The organism is Clostridium aminobutyricum (assembly GCF_017255415.1).
GTDB lineage: Bacteria > Bacillota > Clostridia > Peptostreptococcales > Anaerovoracaceae > Aminipila > Aminipila aminobutyrica.
Map to the genome: position 1 here is coordinate 736217 of NZ_JAFJZZ010000001.1, position 24978 is coordinate 761194.

Annotated in this window: 22 protein-coding genes; 20 read left to right on the plus strand and 2 right to left on the minus strand. The window is 38.5% G+C overall.

Annotation, left to right across the window (positions count from 1 at the left end):
• The 20 genes from secD (at position 1) to JYB65_RS03695 (ending at position 22734) form a co-directional block, all read left to right on the plus strand.
• A complete protein-coding gene (secD, locus tag JYB65_RS03600) occupies positions 1–2211 on the plus strand; it encodes a protein translocase subunit SecD (RefSeq protein WP_206581241.1) in 2211 nt (736 codons plus the stop codon).
• A gap of 33 nt (positions 2212–2244) precedes the next feature.
• Positions 2245–4440 (plus strand): RelA/SpoT family protein, encoded by a 2196-nt coding sequence (locus tag JYB65_RS03605; RefSeq protein ID WP_342366612.1) that lies wholly within the window; start codon positions 2245–2247, stop codon positions 4438–4440.
• 81 nt (positions 4441–4521) lie between these two features.
• Positions 4522–4971 (plus strand): D-aminoacyl-tRNA deacylase, encoded by a 450-nt coding sequence (gene dtd / locus JYB65_RS03610; RefSeq protein WP_206581242.1) that lies wholly within the window; start codon positions 4522–4524, stop codon positions 4969–4971.
• A 19-nt stretch (positions 4972–4990) separates the two neighbouring features.
• Positions 4991–5611: an MBL fold metallo-hydrolase gene (locus tag JYB65_RS03615; RefSeq protein WP_206581243.1), complete on the plus strand. Its 621-nt coding sequence runs from the start codon at positions 4991–4993 to the stop codon at positions 5609–5611.
• On the plus strand, positions 5604–7004 hold the full coding sequence (gene hemZ / locus JYB65_RS03620; RefSeq protein ID WP_206581244.1) for a coproporphyrinogen dehydrogenase HemZ: 1401 nt from the start codon (positions 5604–5606) through the stop codon (positions 7002–7004). Before JYB65_RS03615 ends, hemZ begins: the two co-directional genes overlap by 8 nt.
• Before the next feature lie 5 nt (positions 7005–7009).
• Complete coding sequence (gene hisS / locus JYB65_RS03625; RefSeq protein ID WP_206581245.1) at positions 7010–8260, plus strand: histidine--tRNA ligase; 1251 nt, start codon at positions 7010–7012, stop codon at positions 8258–8260.
• 39 nt (positions 8261–8299) lie between these two features.
• On the plus strand, positions 8300–10063 hold the full coding sequence (gene aspS / locus JYB65_RS03630; RefSeq protein ID WP_206581246.1) for an aspartate--tRNA ligase: 1764 nt from the start codon (positions 8300–8302) through the stop codon (positions 10061–10063).
• Positions 10064–10087: 24 nt separating this feature from the next.
• The gene (gene nadD / locus JYB65_RS03635) at positions 10088–10693 is read left to right on the plus strand and encodes a nicotinate-nucleotide adenylyltransferase (RefSeq protein ID WP_206581247.1); all 606 of its coding nucleotides are present in this window, start codon (positions 10088–10090) and stop codon (positions 10691–10693) included.
• A complete protein-coding gene (gene yqeK, locus JYB65_RS03640; protein WP_206581248.1) occupies positions 10671–11249 on the plus strand; it encodes a bis(5'-nucleosyl)-tetraphosphatase (symmetrical) YqeK in 579 nt (192 codons plus the stop codon). The genes nadD and yqeK overlap by 23 nt, the downstream gene beginning before the upstream one ends.
• Entirely contained in the window at positions 11236–11589 is a 354-nt protein-coding gene (gene rsfS / locus JYB65_RS03645) for a ribosome silencing factor (protein WP_206581249.1), read from the plus strand. Before yqeK ends, rsfS begins: the two co-directional genes overlap by 14 nt.
• A gap of 3 nt (positions 11590–11592) precedes the next feature.
• Entirely contained in the window at positions 11593–14064 is a 2472-nt protein-coding gene (gene leuS / locus JYB65_RS03650; protein ID WP_206581250.1) for a leucine--tRNA ligase, read from the plus strand.
• A gap of 30 nt (positions 14065–14094) precedes the next feature.
• Entirely contained in the window at positions 14095–15771 is a 1677-nt protein-coding gene (locus JYB65_RS03655) for a ribonuclease J (RefSeq protein ID WP_206581251.1), read from the plus strand.
• A gap of 80 nt (positions 15772–15851) precedes the next feature.
• Positions 15852–16190 carry a YlbF/YmcA family competence regulator gene (locus JYB65_RS03660; protein WP_206581252.1) on the plus strand — a complete coding sequence of 113 codons (339 nt, stop codon included), beginning with the start codon at positions 15852–15854 and terminating at the stop codon, positions 16188–16190.
• Position 16191: 1 nt separating this feature from the next.
• Positions 16192–16878: a M24 family metallopeptidase gene (locus JYB65_RS03665; protein WP_206581253.1), complete on the plus strand. Its 687-nt coding sequence runs from the start codon at positions 16192–16194 to the stop codon at positions 16876–16878.
• 49 nt (positions 16879–16927) lie between these two features.
• Complete coding sequence (efp, locus tag JYB65_RS03670) at positions 16928–17488, plus strand: elongation factor P (RefSeq protein ID WP_206581254.1); 561 nt, start codon at positions 16928–16930, stop codon at positions 17486–17488.
• A 110-nt stretch (positions 17489–17598) separates the two neighbouring features.
• Positions 17599–18651, plus strand: coding sequence for an endolytic transglycosylase MltG (gene mltG, locus JYB65_RS03675; RefSeq protein ID WP_206581255.1), 1053 nt, complete (start codon positions 17599–17601; stop codon positions 18649–18651).
• Positions 18651–19352, plus strand: a complete 702-nt coding sequence (locus JYB65_RS03680; RefSeq protein WP_342366626.1) for an O-methyltransferase — start codon at positions 18651–18653, stop codon at positions 19350–19352. Before mltG ends, JYB65_RS03680 begins: the two co-directional genes overlap by 1 nt.
• Positions 19353–19428: 76 nt before the next feature.
• Positions 19429–20655 carry a peptidase U32 family protein gene (locus JYB65_RS03685; protein ID WP_206581257.1) on the plus strand — a complete coding sequence of 409 codons (1227 nt, stop codon included), beginning with the start codon at positions 19429–19431 and terminating at the stop codon, positions 20653–20655.
• A 205-nt stretch (positions 20656–20860) separates the two neighbouring features.
• Complete coding sequence (locus JYB65_RS03690) at positions 20861–22237, plus strand: hemolysin family protein (protein ID WP_206581258.1); 1377 nt, start codon at positions 20861–20863, stop codon at positions 22235–22237.
• Positions 22238–22329: 92 nt separating this feature from the next.
• The gene (locus JYB65_RS03695; protein ID WP_206581259.1) at positions 22330–22734 is read left to right on the plus strand and encodes a hypothetical protein; all 405 of its coding nucleotides are present in this window, start codon (positions 22330–22332) and stop codon (positions 22732–22734) included.
• An 82-nt stretch (positions 22735–22816) separates the two neighbouring features.
• Here the strand turns inward: JYB65_RS03695 and JYB65_RS03700 are convergent, their stop codons facing one another.
• Together JYB65_RS03700 and mscL are read right to left on the minus strand one after the other, a co-directional pair.
• The gene (locus JYB65_RS03700; protein WP_206581260.1) at positions 22817–24361 is read right to left on the minus strand and encodes a 4-hydroxyphenylacetate 3-hydroxylase family protein; all 1545 of its coding nucleotides are present in this window, start codon (positions 24359–24361) and stop codon (positions 22817–22819) included.
• A gap of 167 nt (positions 24362–24528) precedes the next feature.
• Positions 24529–24930 carry a large-conductance mechanosensitive channel protein MscL gene (gene mscL, locus JYB65_RS03705; RefSeq protein ID WP_206581261.1) on the minus strand — a complete coding sequence of 134 codons (402 nt, stop codon included), beginning with the start codon at positions 24928–24930 and terminating at the stop codon, positions 24529–24531.
• Between the last annotated feature and the right edge of the window lie 48 nt (positions 24931–24978).

A 24978-nucleotide genomic window follows, 5' to 3' on the forward strand; every position in this document is an offset into this window, starting at 1 on the left:
ATGAGTGTACAAATGAGAAAATTTTTAGCTGCTGTTTTACTGATTTTCATCGTCTTCGGATGGGTGGTAACTATATTTGGCGCAGGGCCGATACCAACCTTAAAAGAAAAAATCAAGTTAGGTCTTGATATCGAAGGCGGCGTTTATGTAGTTATGGAGGCTAAGACTGATTTAACCGGCGATAAACTGAAAAAATTAATGGAACAAACGCAGGCGGTTATCGAACAAAGAGTAAATCAAATGGGATTATCGGAGCCTATTGTTACCATTGAAGGGGAAAAAAGAATCAGAATTGAATTGCCGGGAGCTCAAGATTCTGATGAAGCCATTAAAACAATAGGTAAAACAGCTCAATTGCAATTCATGCTGGCGGACGGTACAGTGGCATTGGACGGCAGTATGGTAAAAGATGCAGGGATTACATCGGATACTCAAAACGGGGGATATGCAATCTCTTTAAAATTTAATTCAGCAGGAACAGCTGCTTTTGCTAAAGCAACTGAAAAAGCCCTCAGCGGTACGGTGACGCCAAAAATAGATGGCGTTCTTCCGAATGCGATTGCGATTACACTGGACAACCAAATCATTTCCGCTCCATCTGTTAAAGACAAAATTTCCAATGGAGAAGCGATCATAACCAGTGGAACGGGCGGATTCTCACAGGATGAAGCAACGAATTTATCGGCTTTAATCCGCGGAGGCTCCTTGCCGGTTGCATTAGAAGAAGTGAATACGTCAACCAGAACTGCAACCATTGGATATAATGCATTTGAAATGAGTGTCATTGCAGGTATCATAGCAGTTGCATTAATTATAATCATCATGCTTGCATTTTATGGAATCATGGGTGTCGCAGCAAACATTGCCTTACTGCTTTATATCATACTGGTTCTTTGGACAATGGTTCTTTTGGGCAGTGTTTTAACGCTACCGGGCATTGGCGGTATCATTCTTTCGATAGGTATGGCCGTTGATGCAAATGTTATCATTTTCACAAGAATCAGAGAAGAAATTGAACATGGGAAATCTTTAAGAGTTTCTGTACATTCAGGTTTTAAAAGAGCTCTAAATACAATTATAGACTCACACGTTACGACAATCATTGCATCATTGGTATTATATCAATTAGGAACAGGTCCTGTTAAAGGATTTGCATTAACACTAATGCTTGGTATCATTGCAAGTCTTGTGACCGCAACGGTTGTTACACAGTTATTCCTAGACATATTCTGCGAGTCAAAACATTTCAGTGCTCTTAAATACTATGGAATGAATGAGGACAATACCCCTAAGTTTAAACTGAAAAGAAAATTTTCGTTTATCAAGCATAGAAAGATATTTTATATCATTTCAATAGTAATCATCATTAGCGGACTGGCTGTCGGCGGGATAAGAGGCTACAATTATGGTATTGACTTTACCGGCGGTACGATGATGCAGTTTGACATGGGAAAACAGGTAGAACTATCAAAGGTAGATGACACTTTAAATGCAGTTGGTATTAAAGCATCTGAATTAGTATATGCTGGTAAAAATAATACGGAGATCATCATCAGAACGATGGATTCCTTAGATAATGAGGCAAGAAATCAGGTTATAGCGGAGTTTAATAAAGACTTCGGTATTACGGAGAAAAATGTATTGTCTGTGGAGCAGTTCGGACCTTCTGTCGGTAAAGATCTGCGGATGAATGCGTTAAAGTCGGTATTAATTTCTTGCATAGGCATGTTGATTTATATTATTCTCAGATTTGAATTGAAATTCGGTATTGCCGCTGTTGCAGGCGTGTTACACGACGTTTTGATCGTTATTTCATTATATGGTATTTTCCATGTAACGATAAATAATCCATTCATTGCAGGTATTTTGACCGTTTTAGGTTATTCTATAAATGATACCATTGTAATATTTGATAGAATCAGAGAAAATTTAGGCATTATGAAGAAGAATAAATTGGAAGAATTACTGGATGTAAGTATTAACGAAACCCTTGTACGTTCGATTATGACTTCATCAACCGTTTTAGTCGTTATGATTCCTCTTTTTGTTCTGACCTCAAATACGATCAGAGAATTTATGCTGCCGCTTTTCATAGGTGTTGTTGTCGGAACAATGTCATCCATTTTTATGTGCAGCCCAATTTATTATGATTTATGTCAATTGTCAGGAGGCACTAAATATAAGGGCATAAAATCAAAAAAAGCAAATTAAAATGAAGTTAAAATTTGAATTAAGGAAATGTAGATGTTAATTATGGAACAATTTATTGACGACCTTTTAGCAATTAATCCTAAATATGATATTGAATTAATTAGCAGGGCCTATCATAAGGCCGAAGAAATGCATGAAGGACAATTGAGAAAATCCGGAGAACCGTACCTGATTCACCCTGTAGCGGTGGCCAAAATATTAGCAGAATTGGGTATGGATGAACAAACCATTGTAGCCGGATTGCTTCATGATGTCGTCGAAGATACTCCATATCCAAAAGAAGATTTGGCGAAGGAATTCGGAGAAGAGATTATGCTGCTTGTTGACGGCGTAACGAAACTGGGTTCCATCGTCTTTGAAAGCAAAGAAGAAAGACAGGCCGAAAACTTACGAAAAATGTTTTTGGCCATGTCTAAAGATATAAGGGTTTTAATTATCAAATTGGCGGACAGACTGCACAATCTGAGAACTATCAATTATATGAGCGAGAACAAGATTCTTGATAAATGTAAGGAAACCCTTGAAATTTACGCCCCGCTTGCCAGCAGACTGGGTATTTACTCGTTAAAGTTTGAGCTGGAAGATATCGCTCTTAAATACTTGGACAGTGAATCCTATTACTATTTAGTAAAAACAGTAAATGCAAAGAAAAATGAACGAGAAGCCGTGATCAATCAAGTGATTACTGAAATTCGAGAAAGTTTAGACGACTTGAAAATTCATTATGATATCACCGGGCGGTCAAAGCATTTTTACAGCATCTATAAAAAGATGAAGTACCAAAATAAACAGATTGATGAGATATTCGATTTGACTGCCATTCGTATCATCGTCGATACGGTTCGGGACTGTTATGCGGTTTTAGGTATTGTTCATACTATGTGGAAACCGATTCCCGGACGATTTAAAGACTATATCGCTATGCCGAAACCGAATATGTATCAATCTTTGCATACAACGGTCATTGGGGATAACGGAAATCCGTTTGAAATTCAAATTCGGACCTATGATATGCACAAAATCGCAGAACTCGGTATCGCTGCACACTGGAAATATAAAGAGGGCATAGCATCAAAAGAAATTAATAAAGAAGAAGTTAAATTAGCTTGGTTAAGACAAACACTTGAATGGCAAAAAGAAGTGAATGATCCGAAAGAGTTTATGGAAACTCTGAAGGTGGATTTATTTGCCAGTCAAGTATTTGTATTTACTCCGGGAGGAGATGTTATTGAACTTCCAGCGGGCTCCACACCATTGGATTTCGCTTTTAAGATCCATTCAGCCGTAGGTTACAAATGTGTAGGAGCAAAAGTAAACGGCAAGATGGTACCTATAGATCATAAATTAGAAAATGGGAATATTGTTGAGATTGTTACTTCTGCCAATTCAAAAGGACCTAGTGCAGACTGGCTGAAAATTGCTCAGAGCAGTCACGCAAAGAGTAAGATCCGTAATTGGCTGAAGAAAGAGAATAAATCCGATTCTGCTGAAAAAGGAAAAGAACTGCTGGAAAAATATGTGCGTAAAAAGGGCTATGATCCAACGCATGTTCTAAAAAATTCGCACATCAATAAACTGACCAAAAATCTTGGTATTTCTTCAGCGGAAGATTTCTATACCCAGGCGAGTTATGGCGGTGCATTTTTAGCAAAAGCTGCGGTTACTCTGATCGGGTATTATCACGAAGAGAAGCAGGAAGAACTGAAGAAAAGTGAAAATGATATTAAAAATCTGAATATCACCGACAGAAAAAAGAAAGTTAATAAAGATCGGAGCCAAGCAGGTGTATCCGTAAAAGGGGTAGACAATCTGTTGATCCGATTCTCCAGATGTTGCAATCCGGTTCCCGGAGATGAAATTATCGGCTTCATCACAAAGGGCAGAGGGATTTCCGTACATCGAAAAGATTGCGTGAACGTTCTTTCACTTCCTGCGGAGGAGAGAAACCGGTTCATTGAGGTTGAATGGGATGCAAATGAAGAGAATCAATCGTACAATGTTGATATTTGTATCTTATCGGAAGACAGAAAAGGGCTGTTCTCAGACTTATCCAAGGTCTGTGAAGATATGGATGTCCATATTACCGGCGTGAATGCGAAGAGTGCCAAAGATGAAATTGTCAATATTACCATGACACTTTCCATCTCCAATACCAATCAAATGCAGAAAGTATTAAGATCCCTTCGCAATGTACCCGGCGTAGCAGATGTATATCGGGCGATTATCTAAAAAAACCATGTTTACTAAATATAATTATTGTAAACATTTAAACTGTACGTTTATATTGAACACAGAACTGGTGGAGGAAAAATGAGGGCAGTCGTACAAAGAGTAATCAACGCAGACGTTCAGGTGGAACAAGAAATTACCGGAGCAATAGAAAGAGGCTTTGTGGTTCTCCTAGGAGTGGAAGAGGAGGATGATATCAACGATGTCAAGTACATGGTCGATAAAATTTCCGGCCTTCGAATCTTTGAAGATGAAGATGAAAAAATGAACCTTTCCCTTCAAGATGTAGGGGGTCAGGTTTTAGCGGTCTCACAGTTTACGTTGCTTGGCGATGTCCGAAAAGGTAAGCGTCCTAGTTTTACCAAAGCGGCACGTCCGGAAAAAGCAAAAGGACTCTATGATGAATTTGTGAACCAAATGAAAAATAAGGGTATTCCTGTCGGAGAAGGAATCTTTCAAGCGGATATGTTGGTTCGTATCTATAATGACGGACCGGTAACAATATTATTGGACAGTAAAAAATTATTTTAAAATGGGTGAGGGTGAGCGAATGCAAATTAATTGTATACCTAGCGGCGCATTAGGCGTCAATACGTATTATGTAAGAGATGAAATTACAAATAAAGGATTTATTCTTGATCCGGGTGGTTTCAGTCCCAATATGCTGAATCTTATTAAGCAGGATGACTGCACTATTCAATATATTATTTTAACCCATGGTCACGGCGATCATATTGGTGGTGTTCAGCAGTATATGGAGGCATTTCCGAATGCTCAGTTAGTTGCTTGCATCCATGAAAAAGCACTGTTGGCAGATCCACGTTTAAACATGTCAAGAGAGTGCGGCGGTGCTGCAGTGGCGCTAGAAGCTGATCTGTGGGTAGATGACGGTGAAACTCTTCAAATTGGAGAGATGTCTTTGAAATTCATTCATACACCTGGTCATACAGAAGGCGGTATGTGCATTTTAATTGACAACATTCTGTTCAGCGGGGATACATTATTCCAGCAATCGATCGGAAGAACAGATTTTCCCGGCGGCTCATTTACCGCTATAAAAAATTCTATTCATAACAAACTATTTGTGCTTCCGGACGAGACGACGGTTTATCCGGGGCATATGGGTTCCACCAACATAGGATTTGAAAAGAGGAATAACCCTTTTGTATAAAATAATATTAAATGGCATTACAAATAAATATGAATATGATGAACTCATCAAGGTATTTTTAAAACCCAATCAATATGAATTGGTTTGTGATTCGGACTTCGTTTCTGATGAACAAGGGAAAACGGGTGCGGAGCAGGACGAGAAGGAATTTGAAATGATCTTGGTATTTGACAAAAATGAAAAAAATGTACTCCTGCGAAAAATTTATTTAAGTCTTTCAAAGCTAACCGGCAAAACACCAACATGGGGGATTCATACCGGCGTCCGACCGCTTAAACTGGTCGGAGAACTATACAAGAAATTTGGTTCTATGGAGCAGGTAACGGAGCATCTGAAAGATTTTTACTTGTTTAGTGATGAAAAAATTGCTTTGCTTCGTGATACGTATGCAGTTCAGCAAGGTATACTTGGAGAATCGGATGTCAATGCGGTGGGAATCTATATCGGCATTCCGTTTTGTCCGACTAGGTGCCTCTATTGTTCGTTCACGTCCAATCAAGTAGGCGAACAGCTGATTCAAGCTTATTTGGATGCGCTTCATATAGAAATGGAACAGGTCGGAAAAGGGATGGCGGAAAAGGGATGGATTCCGGAATCCATTTATATCGGAGGAGGAACGCCTACCACTATTACGGCAGAACAGCTGGACAAGCTTCTAAAAGCGGTCCATGCTCATTTTGATTGTTCAAAATTACGTGAATTTACGGTTGAAGCAGGGCGTCCGGATACGATTACCAGAGAAAAATTAGAAGTCATTAAAAATAACGGAGTGAAACGAATCAGCATCAATCCGCAGTCTATGAATGACCAGACCCTAGAATTAATCGGACGTTCCCATAATAGCGATGAAATCTTGAATGCCTTTGACCTCGCACGAGAAGTCGGCATTTCGAGTATCAACGCAGATATTATTGCGGGCCTTCCGGATGAAGACCTAGGTGATTTTGAAAAAACGCTGGATGCCATGATCGGTCTTTCGGCAGAAAATATAACCATACATACGTTGGCCGTAAAACGAGCATCAAAACTGATTGATTTGGACAGTGATTTTCACTATAAACAGGCCCAAATTGTCAATCAAATGTTGGACTTATCGAAAGAAAAATTATCGGAGCATGGCTATATACCCTATTACTTATATAGGCAGAAGCATATGGCCGGTAGTCTTGAGAATGTGGGCTATTCAAGACCGGGTTTTGAAGGCATCTATAATATTCGCATTATGGAAGAAAGACAGACCATCATTGCACTTGGAGCCGGTGGTATCACAAAAGTGTATTATCCGGATGAAAATCGATTAGAGCGCATTCCAAATGTGTCTAATTATGAGATTTATGTAACCAGATTGAACGAAATGATAAAAAGGAAAGACGACAATTTATTTAGGAGGTAATTTGAATGTTAACCATTGCACCAAAGGGGACCAAAGATGTTATGCCGAGTCAGGTGTACAAGTGGCATTTTATTGAGAAAGCTTTTGCTGAAATATGTGCAAAATATGGATACAAAGAAGTACGAACACCAATTTTTGAACACACTGAATTATTTGCAAGAGGTGTTGGCGATACTACGGATATCGTAGAAAAACAGATGTATTCTTTTGAGGACTATGCAAAAAGACCGATCACTTTAAAACCGGAAGGTACTTCTTCCGTCGTTCGTGCATTTGTAGAACATAAACAGTATGCAGAAGTTCAGCCGACTAAAATGTACTATGATATTCCTTGCTTCCGATATGAAAAACCTCAATCAGGACGATTAAGAGAATTCCACCAATTTGGTGTGGAAGTTTTTGGAACAAATAATATGATGGCGGATGCAGAAGTAATCAGTCTGGCAAATGATTTTTTAAATTCTTTAGGAATTGAAGATTTGGAATTAAGGATCAACAGCATCGGATGTCCGAAGTGCAGAGAAAAGCACAGACAGGCATTGAGAGAATTCTTAAAACCTAAATACGATCAGCTTTGCAGTACCTGCAAAAGTCGATTTGACCGAAATCCAATGCGAATTTTAGACTGCAAGTCCGAGATTTGTCAGGAACTCGTTCAGGGAGCCCCTATCATGCTCGACTACTTATGTGAGGAATGCAGCACTGCATTTGACGAATTACAAAATGATTTGACAGCAATGGGTGTTGAATTCATTGTAGACTCCGGTATCGTAAGAGGTCTTGATTATTACACGAAAACAGCTTTTGAATTTGTTTCCAATAAGATTGGTGCACAAGGTACTGTATGCGGCGGCGGTCGTTACGATAACCTGATTGAACAGCTTGGAGGACCGGATATTCCGGGTGTTGGTTTTGGTTTAGGAAAAGAACGGTTATTGTTGATTTTAGAGGCAAATGGTATTGACATACCGGAACCGGATGCAACAGACGTATTTATTGCCGTTATGGGAGAACAATCCAAAGCTTATGGTCTATCCTTGCTTCGAAAGCTTCGCTTAGAGGGCATTAAGGCAGAAATGGATTTATTGGCACGAAATTTCAAAGGACAGTTCAAGTATGCGGATCGAATTAATGCAAAGTATACCATTGTCATCGGAGAGAATGAGCTGAATGAAGGAAAGGTTGCTATCAAAACGATGGCAACTTCTGAGCAGAAGCTAGTCGACATCAACGACATCATCAGTGAATTAAAATAAAAAACGATAGATAAAAGAAGAGAATAGGAGAGCATAACTATGAGCAATGTATTTAAACGAACACACATGTGCGGTATTTTAAATTCAAGCAATATCGATGAAAGCGTTGTATTAAACGGATGGATTCAAAAGAGAAGGAATCTGGGCGGGTTGATTTTCTGTGATGTAAGAGATAAGACCGGTATCGTTCAAGTCGTTTTTGATGATAAAATCCCTCAAGAACTTTTTGAAAAAGCAGATACGCTGCGAAGTGAATATGTTGTCGGCGTAAAGGGAATCGTAAAGGAAAGACAATCCAAAAATCCGGAGCTGCCAACCGGGGATATTGAAGTTTTTGCAAATGATCTTGTAATCTATTCGGAAGCGGAAACTCCTCCGATTTATATTAAGGACGATGATAACGTAGATGATAACCTACGATTAAAATACAGGTATTTGGATCTGAGAAAAGTCAAGATGCAGAAGAATTTAACCTTTCGGCATAACATCGCTAAAATAGCCAGAGAATATTTTGATAGTCAAGGATTTACGGAAGTAGAAACCCCTATATTAATCAAGTCTACTCCGGAAGGTGCAAGAGACTATTTGGTACCAAGCAGAGTAAACCCCGGTCAGTTCTATGCTTTGCCTCAATCTCCGCAGATGTTTAAGCAGCTGCTCATGGTTGGCGGAACCGATCGTTATATTCAAATTGCAAAATGTTTCCGTGATGAAGATTTAAGAGCCGACAGACAGCCTGAATTTACTCAGATTGACCTTGAAATGTCTTTCGTAGATGAAGATGATGTCATTGAGATTCAAGAGGGTTTTTTAAAGAAGTTAATGAAGGACGTCATGAATGTTGACGTTGTCACTCCTTTTCCAAGAATCCCTTATAGCGAAGCGATGGAACGTTACGGCAGTGATAAGCCGGACACCAGATTTAGCTTCGAATTAAAAAAACTGAACGATGTGGTGGCAGGATGTGATTTTAAGGTATTTACGGATGCCCTTGAGAAAGGCGGAGACGTTCGCGGTATCAACATTGACGGAGGCTCCGAAAAGTTCAGCAGAAAAGATATCGACAAGCTGCAGGATGCGGCAAAACATTACGGTGCAAAGGGGCTTGTTTGGATGAGAATCGGTGAAGAAGAAATCACTTCTTCCGTAAGCAAGTTCTTTAATCAGGATCAATTAAAAGAAATCGCAGCTGTTTTTGAAGCAAAGGCAGGCGACTTGATTCTCATTGTGTCTGATAAAGCGAAAGTTGTGTTTGACAGCTTAGGCTTCTTAAGAAGAGAAATCGCCGGAAGACTCAATCTGTTGGACGACACGCAATATAATTTCTTGTGGGTAGTAGATTTCCCATTGTTTGAACAGGATGAAGAGACCAATTCGTATTCCGCTATGCACCATCCGTTCACATCACCTAAAATGGAAGATTTGCACCTGTTGGATACAGATCCCGGCAAAGTACGGGCAAAAGCGTATGATATCGTATTGAATGGCGTAGAACTTGGCGGCGGAAGCATTCGAATTCACGATAAAGATCTTCAGGCAAAAATGTTTGAACTTCTTGGTGTCTCTGATGAGGATGCCAATGAAAAGTTCGGATTCCTATTGGAAGCATTCCGATATGGAACGCCTCCTCACGGTGGATTAGCTTATGGTTTAGACCGATTGGTTATGTTGCTTTCCTGGCAGCACAGCATCCGAGAAGTCATTGCTTTTCCTAAGAATCAGGCAGCACAATGCATGGTATGCGAAGCACCTGCACCGGTAGAAAAAACACAGCTTGAGGAACTTGGAATAAATATAAAATAAAATTTCTTAGATAATGGAGACAGAATGAAAAAGATAGGGGTATACGGAGGAAGTTTCGATCCTATCCACGTAGGACATATCGAATTAGCAAAACAGGCAAGAGATGAACTGAATTTAGAGAAACTTCTTTTTGTTCCTGTAAAAAATCAACCTTTTAAATTAGGCCAATTGATGAGCTCCGATGAAGATCGAGTGCGTATGCTCAAGCTCGCTCTCGAAGGAGAAGAAAAACTCGAAATTTCCTATGCGGAACTTGAATCAAACGAAATCTCTTATACGTTAAATACATTGAGAAAAATTCGCAGCCAATTTGACCAAGATACAGAGATATACTTTATCTTGGGTACCGATTCCTTTTTAAAGATCGAAATATGGCATGATGCTCCGGCATTACTAAGTGAATTTTCTTATGCTATCGGCGCACGGCCCGGATATAGAGAAGAAGAATTAAAATCTTGTATAGACCATATCAGAGAAGTCTATAATACTACTGTGGTATTATTAAACAATGAATTACTTCCGATTTCCTCTACTGAAATCAAAGAACGGCTCTATAACGGTGAAGAAATAGATACGCTAGTGCCTTTGCCTGTAGAAAGGTATATTTATGATAACGGATTGTATCACTAATTATATAGAAATTAATCTTTCATACAAGAGAAAGCACCATATTTATGGAGTCAAGGATACAGCTATCCGGTTAGCAAGGTTTTATCATGAAGACGAAAACAAAGCGGAATTAGCCGCCTTGTTTCATGACATGTTTCGAGGTGCTTCTGAACAAACGTTGAATGATTATGTAAAGGAGTTCGGCCTTGCAGACAAATATTTGAATAACAAAAATCTTGCTCACGGAAAGATTGCAGCTTGTGTCATGAAACGGGATTATGCGATTCAAGATGAAGAACTTTTAAATGCGGTTTCTTTTCACACGACTGGCAGAGCAGGGATGTCTACGCTGGAGAAGATTATCTATTTAGCGGATGCGATCGAACCGAACCGTTCTTATCCGGGTGTGGATGAACTTCGAAAGCTTGCCTTTCAAAACCTTGATGATGCGTGTATCCTGTCTTTATCCAGAACCATCGATTTTGTGAAAAGCAGAGGTTTATTTTTGGATGAAGATACGGTAAAAGCGAAAGATGATTTAATAAAAAATAAGGAGAACATGAATGAACAACAGTAAAGAAGCTGCTCTATTGGCGGTAAAGGTTTTAGATAATAAGAAAGCACAGGATATTGTGGTAATTGATATTAGTGTAAAATCTTCATTTGCAGATTATTTTGTGTTAGCTTCCGGCAGCAGCGAACGACAGATCAGTGCACTGCGAGATGATATTGACGAAGAATTTGCTAAAGCAAATATTGCTTTAAAAGGGATAGAGGGACAACCGTCCTCCGGCTGGATTCTGATGGACTTTGGTGATGTCATAGTAAATTTACTTACTGTGGAAATGCGTCAACGGTACAATATTGAAAAGGTTTGGGGAGACTGTGAATTTTTAGAACTTGATTTGGAGGATTAATCGATGTTAGAAAAGTACAATTTCGGCGAGATTGAAAGCAAATGGCAGAAATACTGGGAAGACGAAAAAATATTCCGCACTTCTGAAGTCGAAGGGAAAGAAAAATATTATGTATTGGAGATGTTCCCATATCCATCAGGGAAATTACATATGGGTCATGTAAGAAATTATTCCATCGGTGATGTAATCGCACGATATAAGACGATGGCCGGTTTTAATGTTCTTCATCCAATGGGATACGATTCCTTTGGTCTGCCTGCTGAAAATGCGGCAATAAAACATGGGATTGCACCAGCTATCTGGACGACGCAAAATATTGCTGAAATGACAGAGCAGTTAAAAGAATTAGGCTTTTCCTATGATTGGGATAGAGAAGTGGCTACTTGCCGCCCTGACTATTACAAGTGGATGCAATGGATTTTCATTCAATTTTACAACAAAGGATTGGCTTATAAAAAAGAAAATCCGGTGAACTGGTGTCCAAGCTGTCAGACCGTACTTGCCAATGAACAGGTTGTGGATGGCTGCTGTGAACGATGTAAATCGTTAGTAGGCAAAAAAGAATTATCTCAATGGTATTTTAAGATTACGGATTATGCAGATAGATTGCTGGATAATCTTGAAGTCTTAGAAGGCTGGCCTGCAAAAGTAAAGACCATGCAGAAAAACTGGATCGGGAAGAGCATCGGAGCCGAAGTGGACTTCGACATTGAAGGATATCCTGAAAAACTCAAGATTTTCACAACGAGGCCGGATACGTTATATGGCGTGACTTATATGGTACTTGCCCCAGAGCATCCTTTTGTTAAAAAATTAGTTGAAGGAACAGAATATGCTGAGGCAGTAGAAGAATATTTGGATAAAGTTCAGCATATGTCCGATATTGAAAGAACTTCAACCACAAATGAAAAAACTGGCGTATTTATTGGTAAATATTCTATTAATCCATTGAATGGGAAAAAAGTTCCGATTTTTATCTCTGACTATGTATTGATGGATTATGGTACTGGTGCTATCATGGCAGTTCCTGCTCATGATGAAAGAGACTTCGCATTTGCAAAGAAGTTTGACTGCGAGATTATACCGGTAGTTGAATCTGCTGATCCAGCTATTGATATCAATAATCTGAAGGAAGCATTTGTTGCGGAAGGTAAAATGATTAATTCTGAAATGTTCACAGGGTTGAACAATAAGGAAGCAATCATTAAAATTATAGATTACCTTGAAGAAAAAGGAATAGGTAAAAAGTCCATCAACTATCGTCTAAGAGATTGGTTAATTTCAAGACAGCGGTATTGGGGTACTCCTATTCCGATGATTCACTGTGAAGACTGCGGATGGGTTCCGGAGAAGGAAGAAAATCTTCCGGTATTGTTACCTACAGACGTAGAATTTACAGGAAAGGGAGAGTCTCCGCTTACAACAAGCAAGACTTTCGCAAAAACAACTTGTCCTACGTGTGGAAAAGAAGCAACTAGAGAAATGGATACCATGGATACTTTCCTTGACTCTTCTTGGTACTTCTTACGATACACGGATGCGAAAAATGACAAAGAAGCATTCAATAAGGACAAACAAAAATACTGGATGAATGTAGACCAGTATATCGGAGGCGTTGAGCATGCAATTCTTCACTTAATGTATGCGCGATTCTTCCAGATGGCACTTTATGATCTGGGTTATACGAGTCATGAAGAACCGTTTGCAAACTTGTTAACACAGGGTATGGTTATAAAAGACGGCAAAAAGATGTCTAAATCCATCGGAAATGTAGTCAGCCCTGAAGAAATTATTAAAAAATACGGAGCAGATACAGCAAGATTGTTTATATTATTTGCGGCACCGCCGGAAAGAGAATTAGACTGGTCTGATGCCGGAGTAGAAGGAAGTTTCCGATTCATAAACAGAGTATACAGACTTGTTTATGAATTGAGAGATTTGGTTCAAGATGCCCCTGAATCTTATATTTTAGAAACAGAGGCCGATAAGTCTTTAGCATACGAAATGAATACAACCATTAAAAAGGTTTCGGAAGACGTAGGCGGAAGATTTAGTTTCAATACAGCAATCAGCTCGATCATGGAAATGGTTAATGAAATGTATAAATATAAAGAATACGACGACATTAACCTTGGATTGCTAAAAGCAGCTGTCAATAATCTTGTGCTAATCCTTTCCCCATTTACTCCTCACATTTGTGAAGAAATGTGGCAGAACCTTGGTCATAATGAGTCTGTTTACAAGACGAGCTGGCCAAAATATGATGAATCTGCTCTCGTAAAAGACACTGTGGAAATCGTTATCCAAATAAACGGAAAAGTAAAAGAAAAGATGAATGTTGCAAATAATTTAGATAAGGCAGCATTTGAAAAGATGGCTATGGAGAACGATAAAGTAAAAGCATTAACAGCAGGCAAAACGATTGTTAAGATTATTGCAGTGCCGAACAAGCTGCTTAACATTGTCGTTAAATAGCTCCATAGCAACTTTTAGAACGGAGACAGAATGAGAAAAAGAAATAGTAAGAAGGGTGGCAGCCTACGCGTTATTCCTATAGGCGGACTAAATGAGATCGGAAAAAACATGACGCTTTTGGAATATAATGACGATATACTAATCATAGATTGCGGTATGTCATTCCCCGAAGATGAAATGTACGGAATTGATATTGTTATACCAGACTTTAGCTATATCATTAAGAACAAGGAAAAAATAAAAGGTATGGTATTGACACATGGTCATGAAGACCATATCGGAGCGATCCCTTATTTGTTGAATACGACTCGGGTACCGATTTACGGAACCCGTTTAACGCTCGGCTTAGTTGAAAATAAACTAAAAGAGCATGGGATTAAGGCCGATTTAAATACAATCGCCTCAGGAGATAAGGTTCAGCTTGGGTGCTTTAATGTAGAAGCGATTCGAAGTACCCACTCGGTTGCCGATTCGATTTGTTTGTCCATCGATACACCGGTCGGAAGAGTGTTCCATACAGGGGACTTTAAGATCGATTACACCCCAGTGGACGGTGCCCCTATTGATTTTGCAAAATTAGCCGAATTAGGCTCAAAAGGTGTGCTGCTTATGATGTGTGACAGCACAAATGCTACAAAACCAGGCTATTCGGCCTCAGAGCAAACAGTAGGTGTGGCTATTGAAAATATATTTAGAGGCTCGGAGGCGAGAATCCTTATCGCAACTTTCTCGTCCAATGTGCATCGCGTACAGAAGATCATTGATACGGCGGTTCTGTTTAACCGAAAGGTTGCCGTATCCGGCAGAAGTATGGTCAATGTTGTAACCATTGCGATGGAACTGGGTTACTTGAAAGTTCCGCCAAATGTATTGGTTGATATCAATAAAACCAAAAATATTCCGGATAAGGAATTGGTTATCATAACAACAGGAAGTCAGGGAGAACCAATGTCTGCACTAACCCGAATGGCGAGCAACGATCATAAAGCGGTTACCATCAAAAAAGGCGATATGGTTATCTTATCGTCCAGTCCGGTACCGGGCAATGAAAAGACGGTTTCCAATGTTGTCAATAAGTTATTTGAAAAAGGGGCCGATGTAATCTATTCAGACATAGCGGATATTCACGTATCCGGCCATGCGTGTGAAGAAGAGCTGAAGTTGATGCATTCGCTCATAAAGCCGAAATTTTTTGTACCGGTACACGGTGAATACCGGCATTTAAAGAAACATTCCAATATTGCAGAAAAATTAGGCTATGATCCTTCTCATATTTTCATCCTTGAAAATGGAAATGTGTTAAGCCTTACTTCAAACAGTGCAGAAATATTGAAGGAAGAAGTTCCGTCTCAAGCTATTTATGTAGATGGCTTAGGCGTAGGGGATGTAGGCAATATTGTTTTGCGAGACAGAAAATTGCTTTCGGAATCGGGACTGATCATTGTTGTGGCAGCCATTGATAAAGCAAGCGGTACAGTTTGCTCCGGACCGGATCTGATTTCAAGAGGATTCGTCTATGTAAGAGAAAATGAAAATTTAATTGATCAGGCACGAGCAATCGCCGCAAAAACGCTGGATAAGTGCTGTGAGGAAAACATCAAAGATTGGAATGCATTAAAAACAGCAGTTCGAGATGATTTAAGAGGGTTTATTTATAAACAGACAAAAAGAAGCCCTGTTATTTTACCGATTTTCCTAGAAGTTTAATAAATAGTAGTTAATTACCGCGAGTTTACTGAATATAATTACAGTAAACTCGCAAAAATAATAAACATAAAGGAGACTCTATGAACGTATATGATGCTGCCAGAGAATTGGCAACCGCGATTAAGAATTCAGAAGAATTAAAGCAGTACGAAGATATAAAGGCACAAGTTTCACAACATGGCGAATTGACCGATATGCTGAATGATTTTCAGGCGAAACAAATTGAGATGCAAACAAGACAAATGCTCGGTCAGGAAATGGATGAAGAGTTTACTTCTCAAATCCAGCAGCTTTATGGAATCATGATGGCCGATCCGCTTGCGGCACAATATTTACAGGCTGAATTAAGATTTTCACTGATGATGAATGATGTATATAAAATATTGGGGGAAGTGATTAGTCTTGGAAACCAGCAATAAAATGATCAAAACACCCGAAGAGATTTTGAATATTATGAAAGCTTCTGCCATAGGAGATCTATGTTTTTCTCATATCCTTGGTTTTGTTCGCCCTGGCATGACGGAGCTTCAGGTTGCTGATGAAATCGAACGGGTTTTAAAATCCTTGGGAGCCGAAGGGCTTTCTTTCCCAACCATTTGCGTATCCGGTATAAACACGACTTTACCTCATGGAGAACCCTCTGATAAGATCATCGAAGAGGGCGATCTCTTAACGATGGACTTTGGAGCTATTGTAAACGGTTACTGTGGAGATATGACAAGAACCATTGGGATCGGACATCTGTCAGCAGAACAAAAAAAAGTATATCACATCGTTTTAGCCGCACAGCTTGCGGCTATTGATGCTTGCAAAGCAGGTGCAAAGTGCTTTGACGTGGATAAGGCTGCAAGAGATATCATCGAAGAGGCTGGCTATGGCGAATATTTCATTCACGGCACCGGACATGGAGTAGGTACCGAGGTTCACGAGAATCCGTATCTCAATACCAGAACCGATGAAATTTTAGAAGAATATATGCCTGTCACCATTGAGCCCGGTATTTATATTCCTGACAAATTCGGTGTTCGAATTGAGGACTTGGCAATTGTGACATCTTTTGGTATAATAAATACCGTAAAATCAACCAAAGAATTGATAATTCTCTAAATTTGAGGGTTTTGAGTTAATTTTGAAAACAATATTAAAGGAGTAAAGTATGTTATACGCAAGTGACTTTAGAAAAGGCATGACATTTCAATTAAACGGTGAACCACATGTGATTTTGGATTTCCAGCATGTAAAACCAGGTAAAGGAGCAGCTTTCGTTCGAACCAAATATAAGAACATTCTTACCGGAGCTACCAGAGAAGAAGCTTTTAATCCAAATGACAAGTTCCCAAAAGCACACATTGAAACAAAGCAAATGCAGTATTTATATAATGATGGTGAATTATACTACTTCATGGATCAGGAAAATTATGAACAGGTTCCTTTGATGGCAGAACAGGTAGAAGAGGCGATGAAGTACTTAAGAGAAAATGATGAGGCTACCATCAAATTCTATAACAATGCAGCTTTCTTAGTAGAAGCTCCTAACTTTGTAAACCTAAAGGTTATTGAAACAGAACCGGGCGTAAAAGGGGATACAGCTACAAACGTAACAAAAGCGGCTATTGTTGAAACAGGTGCAACAATTCAGGTTCCTATTTTCATTGAAGAAGGCGAAGTAATTCAGATCGATACAAGATCCGGAGAATACTTAGGCAGAGCAAAATAACGGGGTGAAAATATCTCCCGTCTCGTTGCAACGTGCCAACTGAATAAAGAATAATCAATGGGGACGTTATTTATACGTCCCTTTTCATAGCTTAACAAAAGAGGAATACTATGGGGAAAAAAAGAGAAAGCACGAAAAAAAATAATGTATTTGCAAAACTAGGCATTGTACTTATCGTTTTAATTGTTATTATTTCCGGCGCTGTCAGCTTGTATTTAGGCAAAGCAGCAAAGCCGCTCAACGCAGACACTACCGATACGGTTTTAATATCCATCCCTAGCGGTTCAGGAACCGGAACAATAGCGGAGATTTTAGTCTCCAATAAGATAATCAATAGTGCTTCTAATTTTAAACTATTATCTAAAATTGAGGGAAATGACGGAAAATTTAAAGCAGGTTCCTATTCCTTATCACCGTCTATGTCCTATCAAGAAATCGTCGATTCACTGATATCAGGTAATTCAGCTACCACTCGGTTTACCATACCGGAAGGATTAACGCTTTCTGAAACAGCTGATAGGCTTGCAGACAAAAATTTAATTAATACAGATGCGTTTATGAAAGCAGCTGAATCCAGCAATTTTGATTATAAATTCATGTCACTTTTACCGAACGGCTCAAACCGTCTGGAAGGATTCTTATATCCTGAAACCTATGATGTTTTTACAAATGCCAGCGAGGAAGATATTTTAATCCGCATGCTTTCTCAGTTCGATAAACTTGTAACAGAGGAGTACTATACAAGAGCAGCCGAATTAGGCTATGATATGTACGATATCGTTACCATCGCTTCTTTAATTGAAAAGGAAACCAGAGTTTCCGCTGAAAGGGCGACTGTTGCCAGTGTGATCTATAATCGAATGGCAATCAATATGCCGCTGCAAATTGATGCAACCGTACAATATGCGTTAGGAAATCACAAAGAACGATTGGATTACAATGATACAGAAGTTGATTCTCCTTATAATACGTATCAACACATAGGACTGCCGCCGGGGCCAATTTGTTCGCCAAGCATTGATTCCATTAAGGCGGCTCTTTATCCTGATACAACAAACTACTATTATTATGTACTCAAACCGGAAATGAACGGAGCACATAATTTTTCGAATACGTATGAGGAATTTTTAAAGAATAAAAAAGCCTATCTTAAGGCGCTTTAATAGACAATAGACAAAAATATGTTTCTTTTGGAGATACAGTTATGAAAAACATTACGAATGAAAAAATAACCGAATTTATAGATGGCCTTTACAAACCGTTAACTTCAGAATTGAGTGAGTTAAGAGTAAAATCGGAAGAAGAACATGTACCGATCATTCTTAGGGAAACGGAAACATTGCTGCTCCATTTGATTCGTCTGAAGAAACCGTCCCGAATACTAGAAATCGGAACAGCTGTCGGATATTCGTCTTCTTGTTTTGCGCAGGTGTGTCCTGCGTGCACGATTGCAACGATCGAATATAATGAAGAGACATATCATACCGCTATAGAAAACATCAAACGGCTTGGATACGATAATCAGATAAAAGTTTATTTAGGCGATGGCGGAGAAATATTAGATCAATTTCATGAACAGGGCAATGCCGGATTTGATATGGTTTTTATTGATGCATCGAAAAGTCATTACAGACGGTTTTGGGACGGTGCAGTAAAACTTTGCAACGATGAGGCCTTGATTGTATCCGACAATATCTTAATGAAGGGTATGACTGTCTCAGAAGAATACGACTATAAGGGAAAGCATAAGACAAATATTCGGAACATGCGCGATTATTTGGCGTATATCCTAAGTTTAGAATATGCTAAAACTTCTATCATTCCATCAGGAGATGGTCTTGCAATCAGTATCATAAGTAAGTAATACCGATATTTGCTGCTACGTAAAAAAACGAGAATGGATTATTCACTTTTAGCAAAAAATACAATTGAGGATTATAATGAAAAAAATTGAATTACTAGCACCTGCGGGTGATTTAGAAAAATTAAAAATTGCGATCGACTACGGTGCAGATGCCGTTTATTTCGGCGGAGAAATGTTCAGCCTTCGGGCAGGTGCAGGAAACTTAACGGTAGATGAAATTCGTGAAGGAATTGAATATGCACATTCCAAAGGCAAAAAAGCGTACTTAACTGTTAATATTTTTGCACATAATGAAGATATCAAACCGTTTGAGGAATATTTAAATAAAATGAAGGACCTTCCTATTGATGCTTTTATCGTTTCTGATCCGGGAATCATTTTATTATTGAAAGAAGCCATACCAAATGCGGAATTGCATTTAAGTACACAGGCAAACATGACGAACTATAAAACAGCTGAGTTCTGGTACAAAATGGGCATCAAGCGTATCGTATTGGCAAGAGAAATGACTTTTTCGGAAATCAAGCAGCTGCATGAAGTGATGCCGGACGATATGGAGTTGGAGGCTTTTGTTCAAGGCGCCATGTGTATTTCCTATTCCGGAAGATGTTTATTGAGCAATTTCATGATTGAACGGGATGCCAACAGGGGCCAGTGTGCCCATCCTTGCAGATGGAAATACCATTTAGTGGAGGAACAGCGTCCGGGGGAATATTTCCCCATTGAAGAAGATGACAGAGGAACCTATATTTTAAATTCAAGAGATTTATGCATGATTGAGCATATACCCGAATTGATCGAATCCGGTATCCTGTCCGCTAAAATAGAAGGGCGAATGAAAAGTATTTTCTATGTGGCGACGATCGTCAGTGCATATCGCAAGGCAATTGATGCATACTATGAAGACCCACAGCATTATAACTTTAATGAAGAATGGCTCAATGAATTAAAAAAAGTAAGCCATCGAGAATTTACAACCGGTTTTTATTTTGATAAGCCTACGAATAAAGATCAGAACTATCAAACGAGTGCCTATACCAGAGATTACTCGTTTGTGGGGCTGGTAAAAGCGTATGATTCGGAAACAGGATTGGCTGTCGTAGAGCAGCGGAATAAAATGAGTGTAGGGGAAGAAATAGAAGTGTTTGGACCTTATACCGATTATTTCTCACAGAAAATTGATGAGATGCTCAATGAAGAAGGGGAAGCCATCGAATCAGCTCCTCATCCACAGCAAATCGTGCAAATAAAGATGTCAAACCCCGTAAAAGCAGGTTTTATGATTCGTAAATACAAAAAATAATATTATTTTAACAAAGTTTTATGGTAACACATAGCATATAACATAAAAAAGTCCTCTTTGAGGAGCTCGCATTTTATCAGTAGAATTTTTTGATATTCCGGAAATATCGCTTGCGATATTTCCTACATAATAAAAATAGTGGATTATACCACATAAAGAAGAGGGTATAATCTACTATAAAAATAATACAAAGGAGATAATGAAAATGGCTTCAGGCCCTGATCCCAGTTTGCCGCTAGCGGCACAAATCATTTTTTTAATCATTTTAATTCTAATCAATGCTTTTTTTACGGCAGCAGAAACTGCTATTGTCTCCGTCAATAAAAATAAAATCAAGCAGCTTGCTATTGACGGAAATGAAAAAGCTAAACTATTGCTCCGCTTATTGGAAGAGCCTCATCGATTCTTATCCACTACGGAGGTTTTTGTGACTTCTTCTACGTTTATTGTCGGTGCAATAGGGGCTGCAGAGCTTTCCGGAACGTTAAATAACCGATTTATTGCACTTGGCTTATCAGCCTTTCAAGCACACTATCTGTCTATTGCTGTTTTTGTCGTTCTTTTAGTGGTGATCAATCTTCTTTTCGGCATTCTTTATCCAAAAAGAATTGCGCTGCAGCATTCAGAAGGAATGGCACTGACTTTGGCTAAGCCGATTACTTTTATAACGATTGCGGCTTCTCCAATTGTGCTTATCTTATCTAAAATGGTTCATTTAGCTCTTATCATAACTCGACAAAAGACTGCTATTGAAGATGAAGAATTTTCCGAAGACGAAGTGATGTCTATGTTGGAGGTAGGTCAGGAAACGGGTGTACTAAAAGAAGAAGGCAAGAAGATGATCAATAGTATTTTTGCCTTCGACGATAAGCTTGCTTATGAAGTTATGACACCGCGGACAGATGTATTCTACATTGATATCAACAGCTCCGCAGAAGATTATATGGATGACCTGATGGAAATGAGATATTCCAGAATCCCTGTTTGTGAAGATGATCGTGATAATATCATCGGCATTGTACACATAAAGGATTTTTTAATAAAAGCAAGAGAAAATGGTTTTGAGGACGTCGATTTACGTTCGATATTGAGAAAACCATATTTTGTTCCTGAAACGAAAAATATTGATTCACTCTTTTTTGATCTACAAAGTTCGAAACAGCATATCGCTATTCTCATTGATGAATACGGTGGTTTCTCAGGTATTGTTACGATGGAAGATATCATCGAGGAAGTAATGGGGGACATTGATGACGAATATGACGAAGAAGAATTACCGATTGAAAAGATAGACGATAATACTTTTATAGTTGATGGTTTGATTAATTTAGATGACTTAGACGAAGAATTAAACTTAAATCTTCAGTCAGAAAACAGTGAGACATTAGGTGGATTAATCATTGATATTCTCGGAGAAATCCCAGATGAAGACGAGCCTGAGGAACGTATCATAGAATATGAAAACTGTATATTTAAAATTGAATCCGTAAAAGAGCGGCGAATCGAAAAGGTTAAAATATATATTATTCCGACTCAAAAAGAGGTTTCTGATGAAAACACAGAAAACCTTAAAGAAAATTGATATTTTCCCTTTTATAAATCTTCCATTTCACGTTTTAATTTAACACTTCATACAATGGAGTATCAAATTAAAACTTAAGAATGGAGGAAATTATGCCAAATTATAGTATACAGAAAATGGATCCGTATTTCTACAGCCAATCCACAGCAAATCCATCCACAATGACTTGTAATCTTGTTTACCCGGAGGTTTACTATAAAGTTCAGCCTTTTGTCATGTTCGCTTGTGATCAAATGCAGAATTGCGGAAATGGTATCAATCAAAAAATATTGGATCAGGTGGGTGAAAACATCTATACAAATGTATGTGTGATGCATCCCGATATAGAAGAATATGCGAATAGCTGTCAACCTCAAAAGTATTCCATACGGGCATTGGAACATGATGTAGAGATACAATCGAACGGGGGACTTTTTAGACGCCGAGGATTATTTCAAGATTTTGTCGATTTATTATTACTTAATGAATTGGTACGACGCGGTACATCGTTTTTTTAGTTTAAAGCTGATTCATAAATGGAAAGACATAAAAAAAGAGTGTTTAGATCTTTGTCTAATCACTCTTTTTATTTTAACGTTCTTAATTCATTTTTTTCTTTTTATCATCTGCTGTCTTATTTTTTTCTTTCTTCTTATCTTTAGATTCTGTACTTTCTGCAGTGCATTGTTCATTTTTCTCATCATCTATCTTTGCAATATTCTTCGCTAACTGTTTTTTATGATCAAAATTTCCTAATCTAGAAATCATGATTCGTTGGGCCTGAGGAGAACCTGCACCATGCATGGATTCGGTCAAGTAACCAACCGCACCTGTTCCCAGCGTCAGGTTTTCAATCAAACGCAAAATTCGCATACGATTTTCGGTACATACCGAGTTTACTCCACGCAAGTATTTATCCACATAATGTCCAATCTCTTTACTGTTTAAATCCTTTGCTGAAGGTTGAGATACCATGATACCTCCTGCAATATCTTGAGCAAGGCGCCCCATCTCATAAGGGAATCTCGTTACATTTTGTTTGCATACATTTGCCAGCATTAAATCGATCAAATAAGCACCCGAAGGTGTAGGGGAACCTTCATAGGCGCAAGCTAACGCAGAGGAGTAGATCGTTTCATTTAATTGAGTCATTTCAATCAGCTTATCTTTAATATGAGAAGCTTTTGCTGTACCAGTATAATCAGCAGACAATGCACTGGCACCGATTAGCACATCACCTACGCCAACTTTACAAGCATAGCTTGCTCTATGATGCCCCCCAAAACGTTCTACCAGCATGCCGCTGAATTCTGTTTCACCGTTTAAGAATATACGATCATTTGGAACAAATACGCGATCAAAAACAACAATGGCCTCATGGCCACCAAATTGACTGTTCCCTACATCAATATCATTTTCTTCCATCTTTCTCGTGTCAGAGGATTGACGACCATAGATAATGGTTATGCCTTTTGTGTCTGTTGGAACTGAAAAACAAATCGCATAGTCTTTATCTTCCGGCTTCATGGCCATGGTAGGCATACAAAGTATTTCATGGGAATTTACTACGCCTGTTTGATGTGCTTTACAACCAGTAACATACACGCCGTCTTTTGTTTGTTCAACGACATGCATATAAAGATCCGGATCAATCTGCTGGCTTGGTGATAAACTACGATCTCCCTTTGTATCTGTCATCGCTCCATCTACAATTAAATCTTCCTCCTGAACATAATCTAAGAATTTGACGAAGTTATCCAAGTAATTAGTACCATGTTTCTTGTCAACTTCATAAGCCGTGCTATAAACGGCATTAAAGGCGTCTTGTCCTACACAACGCTGAAAGCAAGAGCCTGTTTTCTGTCCTAACATTCTTTGTCTTTTAACTTTTGTAACTAGATCCTCTTTGCTTTGAAATATATGATTAAATCGGTTAATCTTATCCCCTGTAAGGTGTGATTTTGTGGTCATTAAATCCTCATAAAGAGGGTCTAAAGCTAAATCATATGTTAAAGCAACTGCATTTAATGAAGGTTTGATAATAGGGTGATCTACGGGATTCTTCACCTTTTCTCCGAACATGTAAACATTTAAATCTAATTTCCGCAAACTATCAATATATTCTTTTCCGGTTTTCATTGTCATGACAATAATTTTCCTTTCTCATAAACTTTACAAGCATTCAATTTATTTATAGTTATTATTTGTTAATATTATTTTGTCATACTAAAAAACCGTTATTTTTTTATTTATATGGAGAAAGATAAAAAAATGGCTCCCATTGGAACCATTTCGCATTTGAATTCTACTATTTATAGTTGTTTTTCTTTCAATAGGTCACGTATTTCTTCCAGCAGCAGCACTTCTTTTGTCGGAGCAGAAGGGGAGGGCTCCGGTGCTGGTTCCTTTTTTTTGAAAGAAGTGATTAATTTAATGAAAATAAAAATAGAAAAAGAAATAATAAAAAAGTCAATTGTTGATTGGATAAATGAGCCATATCGAATGGCTACTTCTGCCACATCGCCGTTGGCAGGTGTGATAACCCATTTTAACTCTCCAAAATTGATTCCTCCGATGAGAATGCTCAATATCGGCATAACGACATCGTTGACCAGTGAAGTCACAATTTTTCCAAAAGCACCGCCTATAATAACAGCTACTGCCAGATCCATCACATTGCCTTTAACAGCAAATTCTTTAAATTCTTTAAGCATAAGACCTCCTATATTGATTCATCTAAATACAATTTTTGCAATTAGAGA

Excerpts from the sequence above, each read along its gene's own strand:
- mltG (WP_206581255.1), top strand. The coding sequence starts at position 17,599 with ATGGGGAAAAAAAGAGAAAGCACGAAAAAAAATAATGTATTTGCAAAA.
- JYB65_RS03615 (WP_206581243.1), top strand. The coding sequence starts at position 4,991 with ATGCAAATTAATTGTATACCTAGCGGCGCATTAGGCGTCAATACGTAT.
- mscL (WP_206581261.1), bottom strand. The coding sequence starts at position 24,930 with ATGCTTAAAGAATTTAAAGAATTTGCTGTTAAAGGCAATGTGATGGAT.
- JYB65_RS03660 (WP_206581252.1), top strand. The coding sequence starts at position 15,852 with ATGAACGTATATGATGCTGCCAGAGAATTGGCAACCGCGATTAAGAAT.
- JYB65_RS03685 (WP_206581257.1), top strand. The coding sequence starts at position 19,429 with ATGAAAAAAATTGAATTACTAGCACCTGCGGGTGATTTAGAAAAATTA.
- secD (WP_206581241.1), top strand. The coding sequence starts at position 1 with ATGAGTGTACAAATGAGAAAATTTTTAGCTGCTGTTTTACTGATTTTC.
- JYB65_RS03605 (WP_342366612.1), top strand. The coding sequence starts at position 2,245 with ATGTTAATTATGGAACAATTTATTGACGACCTTTTAGCAATTAATCCT.
- JYB65_RS03665 (WP_206581253.1), top strand. The coding sequence starts at position 16,192 with ATGATCAAAACACCCGAAGAGATTTTGAATATTATGAAAGCTTCTGCC.
- JYB65_RS03655 (WP_206581251.1), top strand. The coding sequence starts at position 14,095 with ATGAGAAAAAGAAATAGTAAGAAGGGTGGCAGCCTACGCGTTATTCCT.
- efp (WP_206581254.1), top strand. The coding sequence starts at position 16,928 with ATGTTATACGCAAGTGACTTTAGAAAAGGCATGACATTTCAATTAAAC.
- JYB65_RS03700 (WP_206581260.1), bottom strand. The coding sequence starts at position 24,361 with ATGACAATGAAAACCGGAAAAGAATATATTGATAGTTTGCGGAAATTA.
- yqeK (WP_206581248.1), top strand. The coding sequence starts at position 10,671 with ATGATAACGGATTGTATCACTAATTATATAGAAATTAATCTTTCATAC.
- dtd (WP_206581242.1), top strand. The coding sequence starts at position 4,522 with ATGAGGGCAGTCGTACAAAGAGTAATCAACGCAGACGTTCAGGTGGAA.
- hisS (WP_206581245.1), top strand. The coding sequence starts at position 7,010 with ATGTTAACCATTGCACCAAAGGGGACCAAAGATGTTATGCCGAGTCAG.
- JYB65_RS03690 (WP_206581258.1), top strand. The coding sequence starts at position 20,861 with ATGGCTTCAGGCCCTGATCCCAGTTTGCCGCTAGCGGCACAAATCATT.
- nadD (WP_206581247.1), top strand. The coding sequence starts at position 10,088 with ATGAAAAAGATAGGGGTATACGGAGGAAGTTTCGATCCTATCCACGTA.
- JYB65_RS03695 (WP_206581259.1), top strand. The coding sequence starts at position 22,330 with ATGCCAAATTATAGTATACAGAAAATGGATCCGTATTTCTACAGCCAA.
- rsfS (WP_206581249.1), top strand. The coding sequence starts at position 11,236 with ATGAACAACAGTAAAGAAGCTGCTCTATTGGCGGTAAAGGTTTTAGAT.
- aspS (WP_206581246.1), top strand. The coding sequence starts at position 8,300 with ATGAGCAATGTATTTAAACGAACACACATGTGCGGTATTTTAAATTCA.
- leuS (WP_206581250.1), top strand. The coding sequence starts at position 11,593 with ATGTTAGAAAAGTACAATTTCGGCGAGATTGAAAGCAAATGGCAGAAA.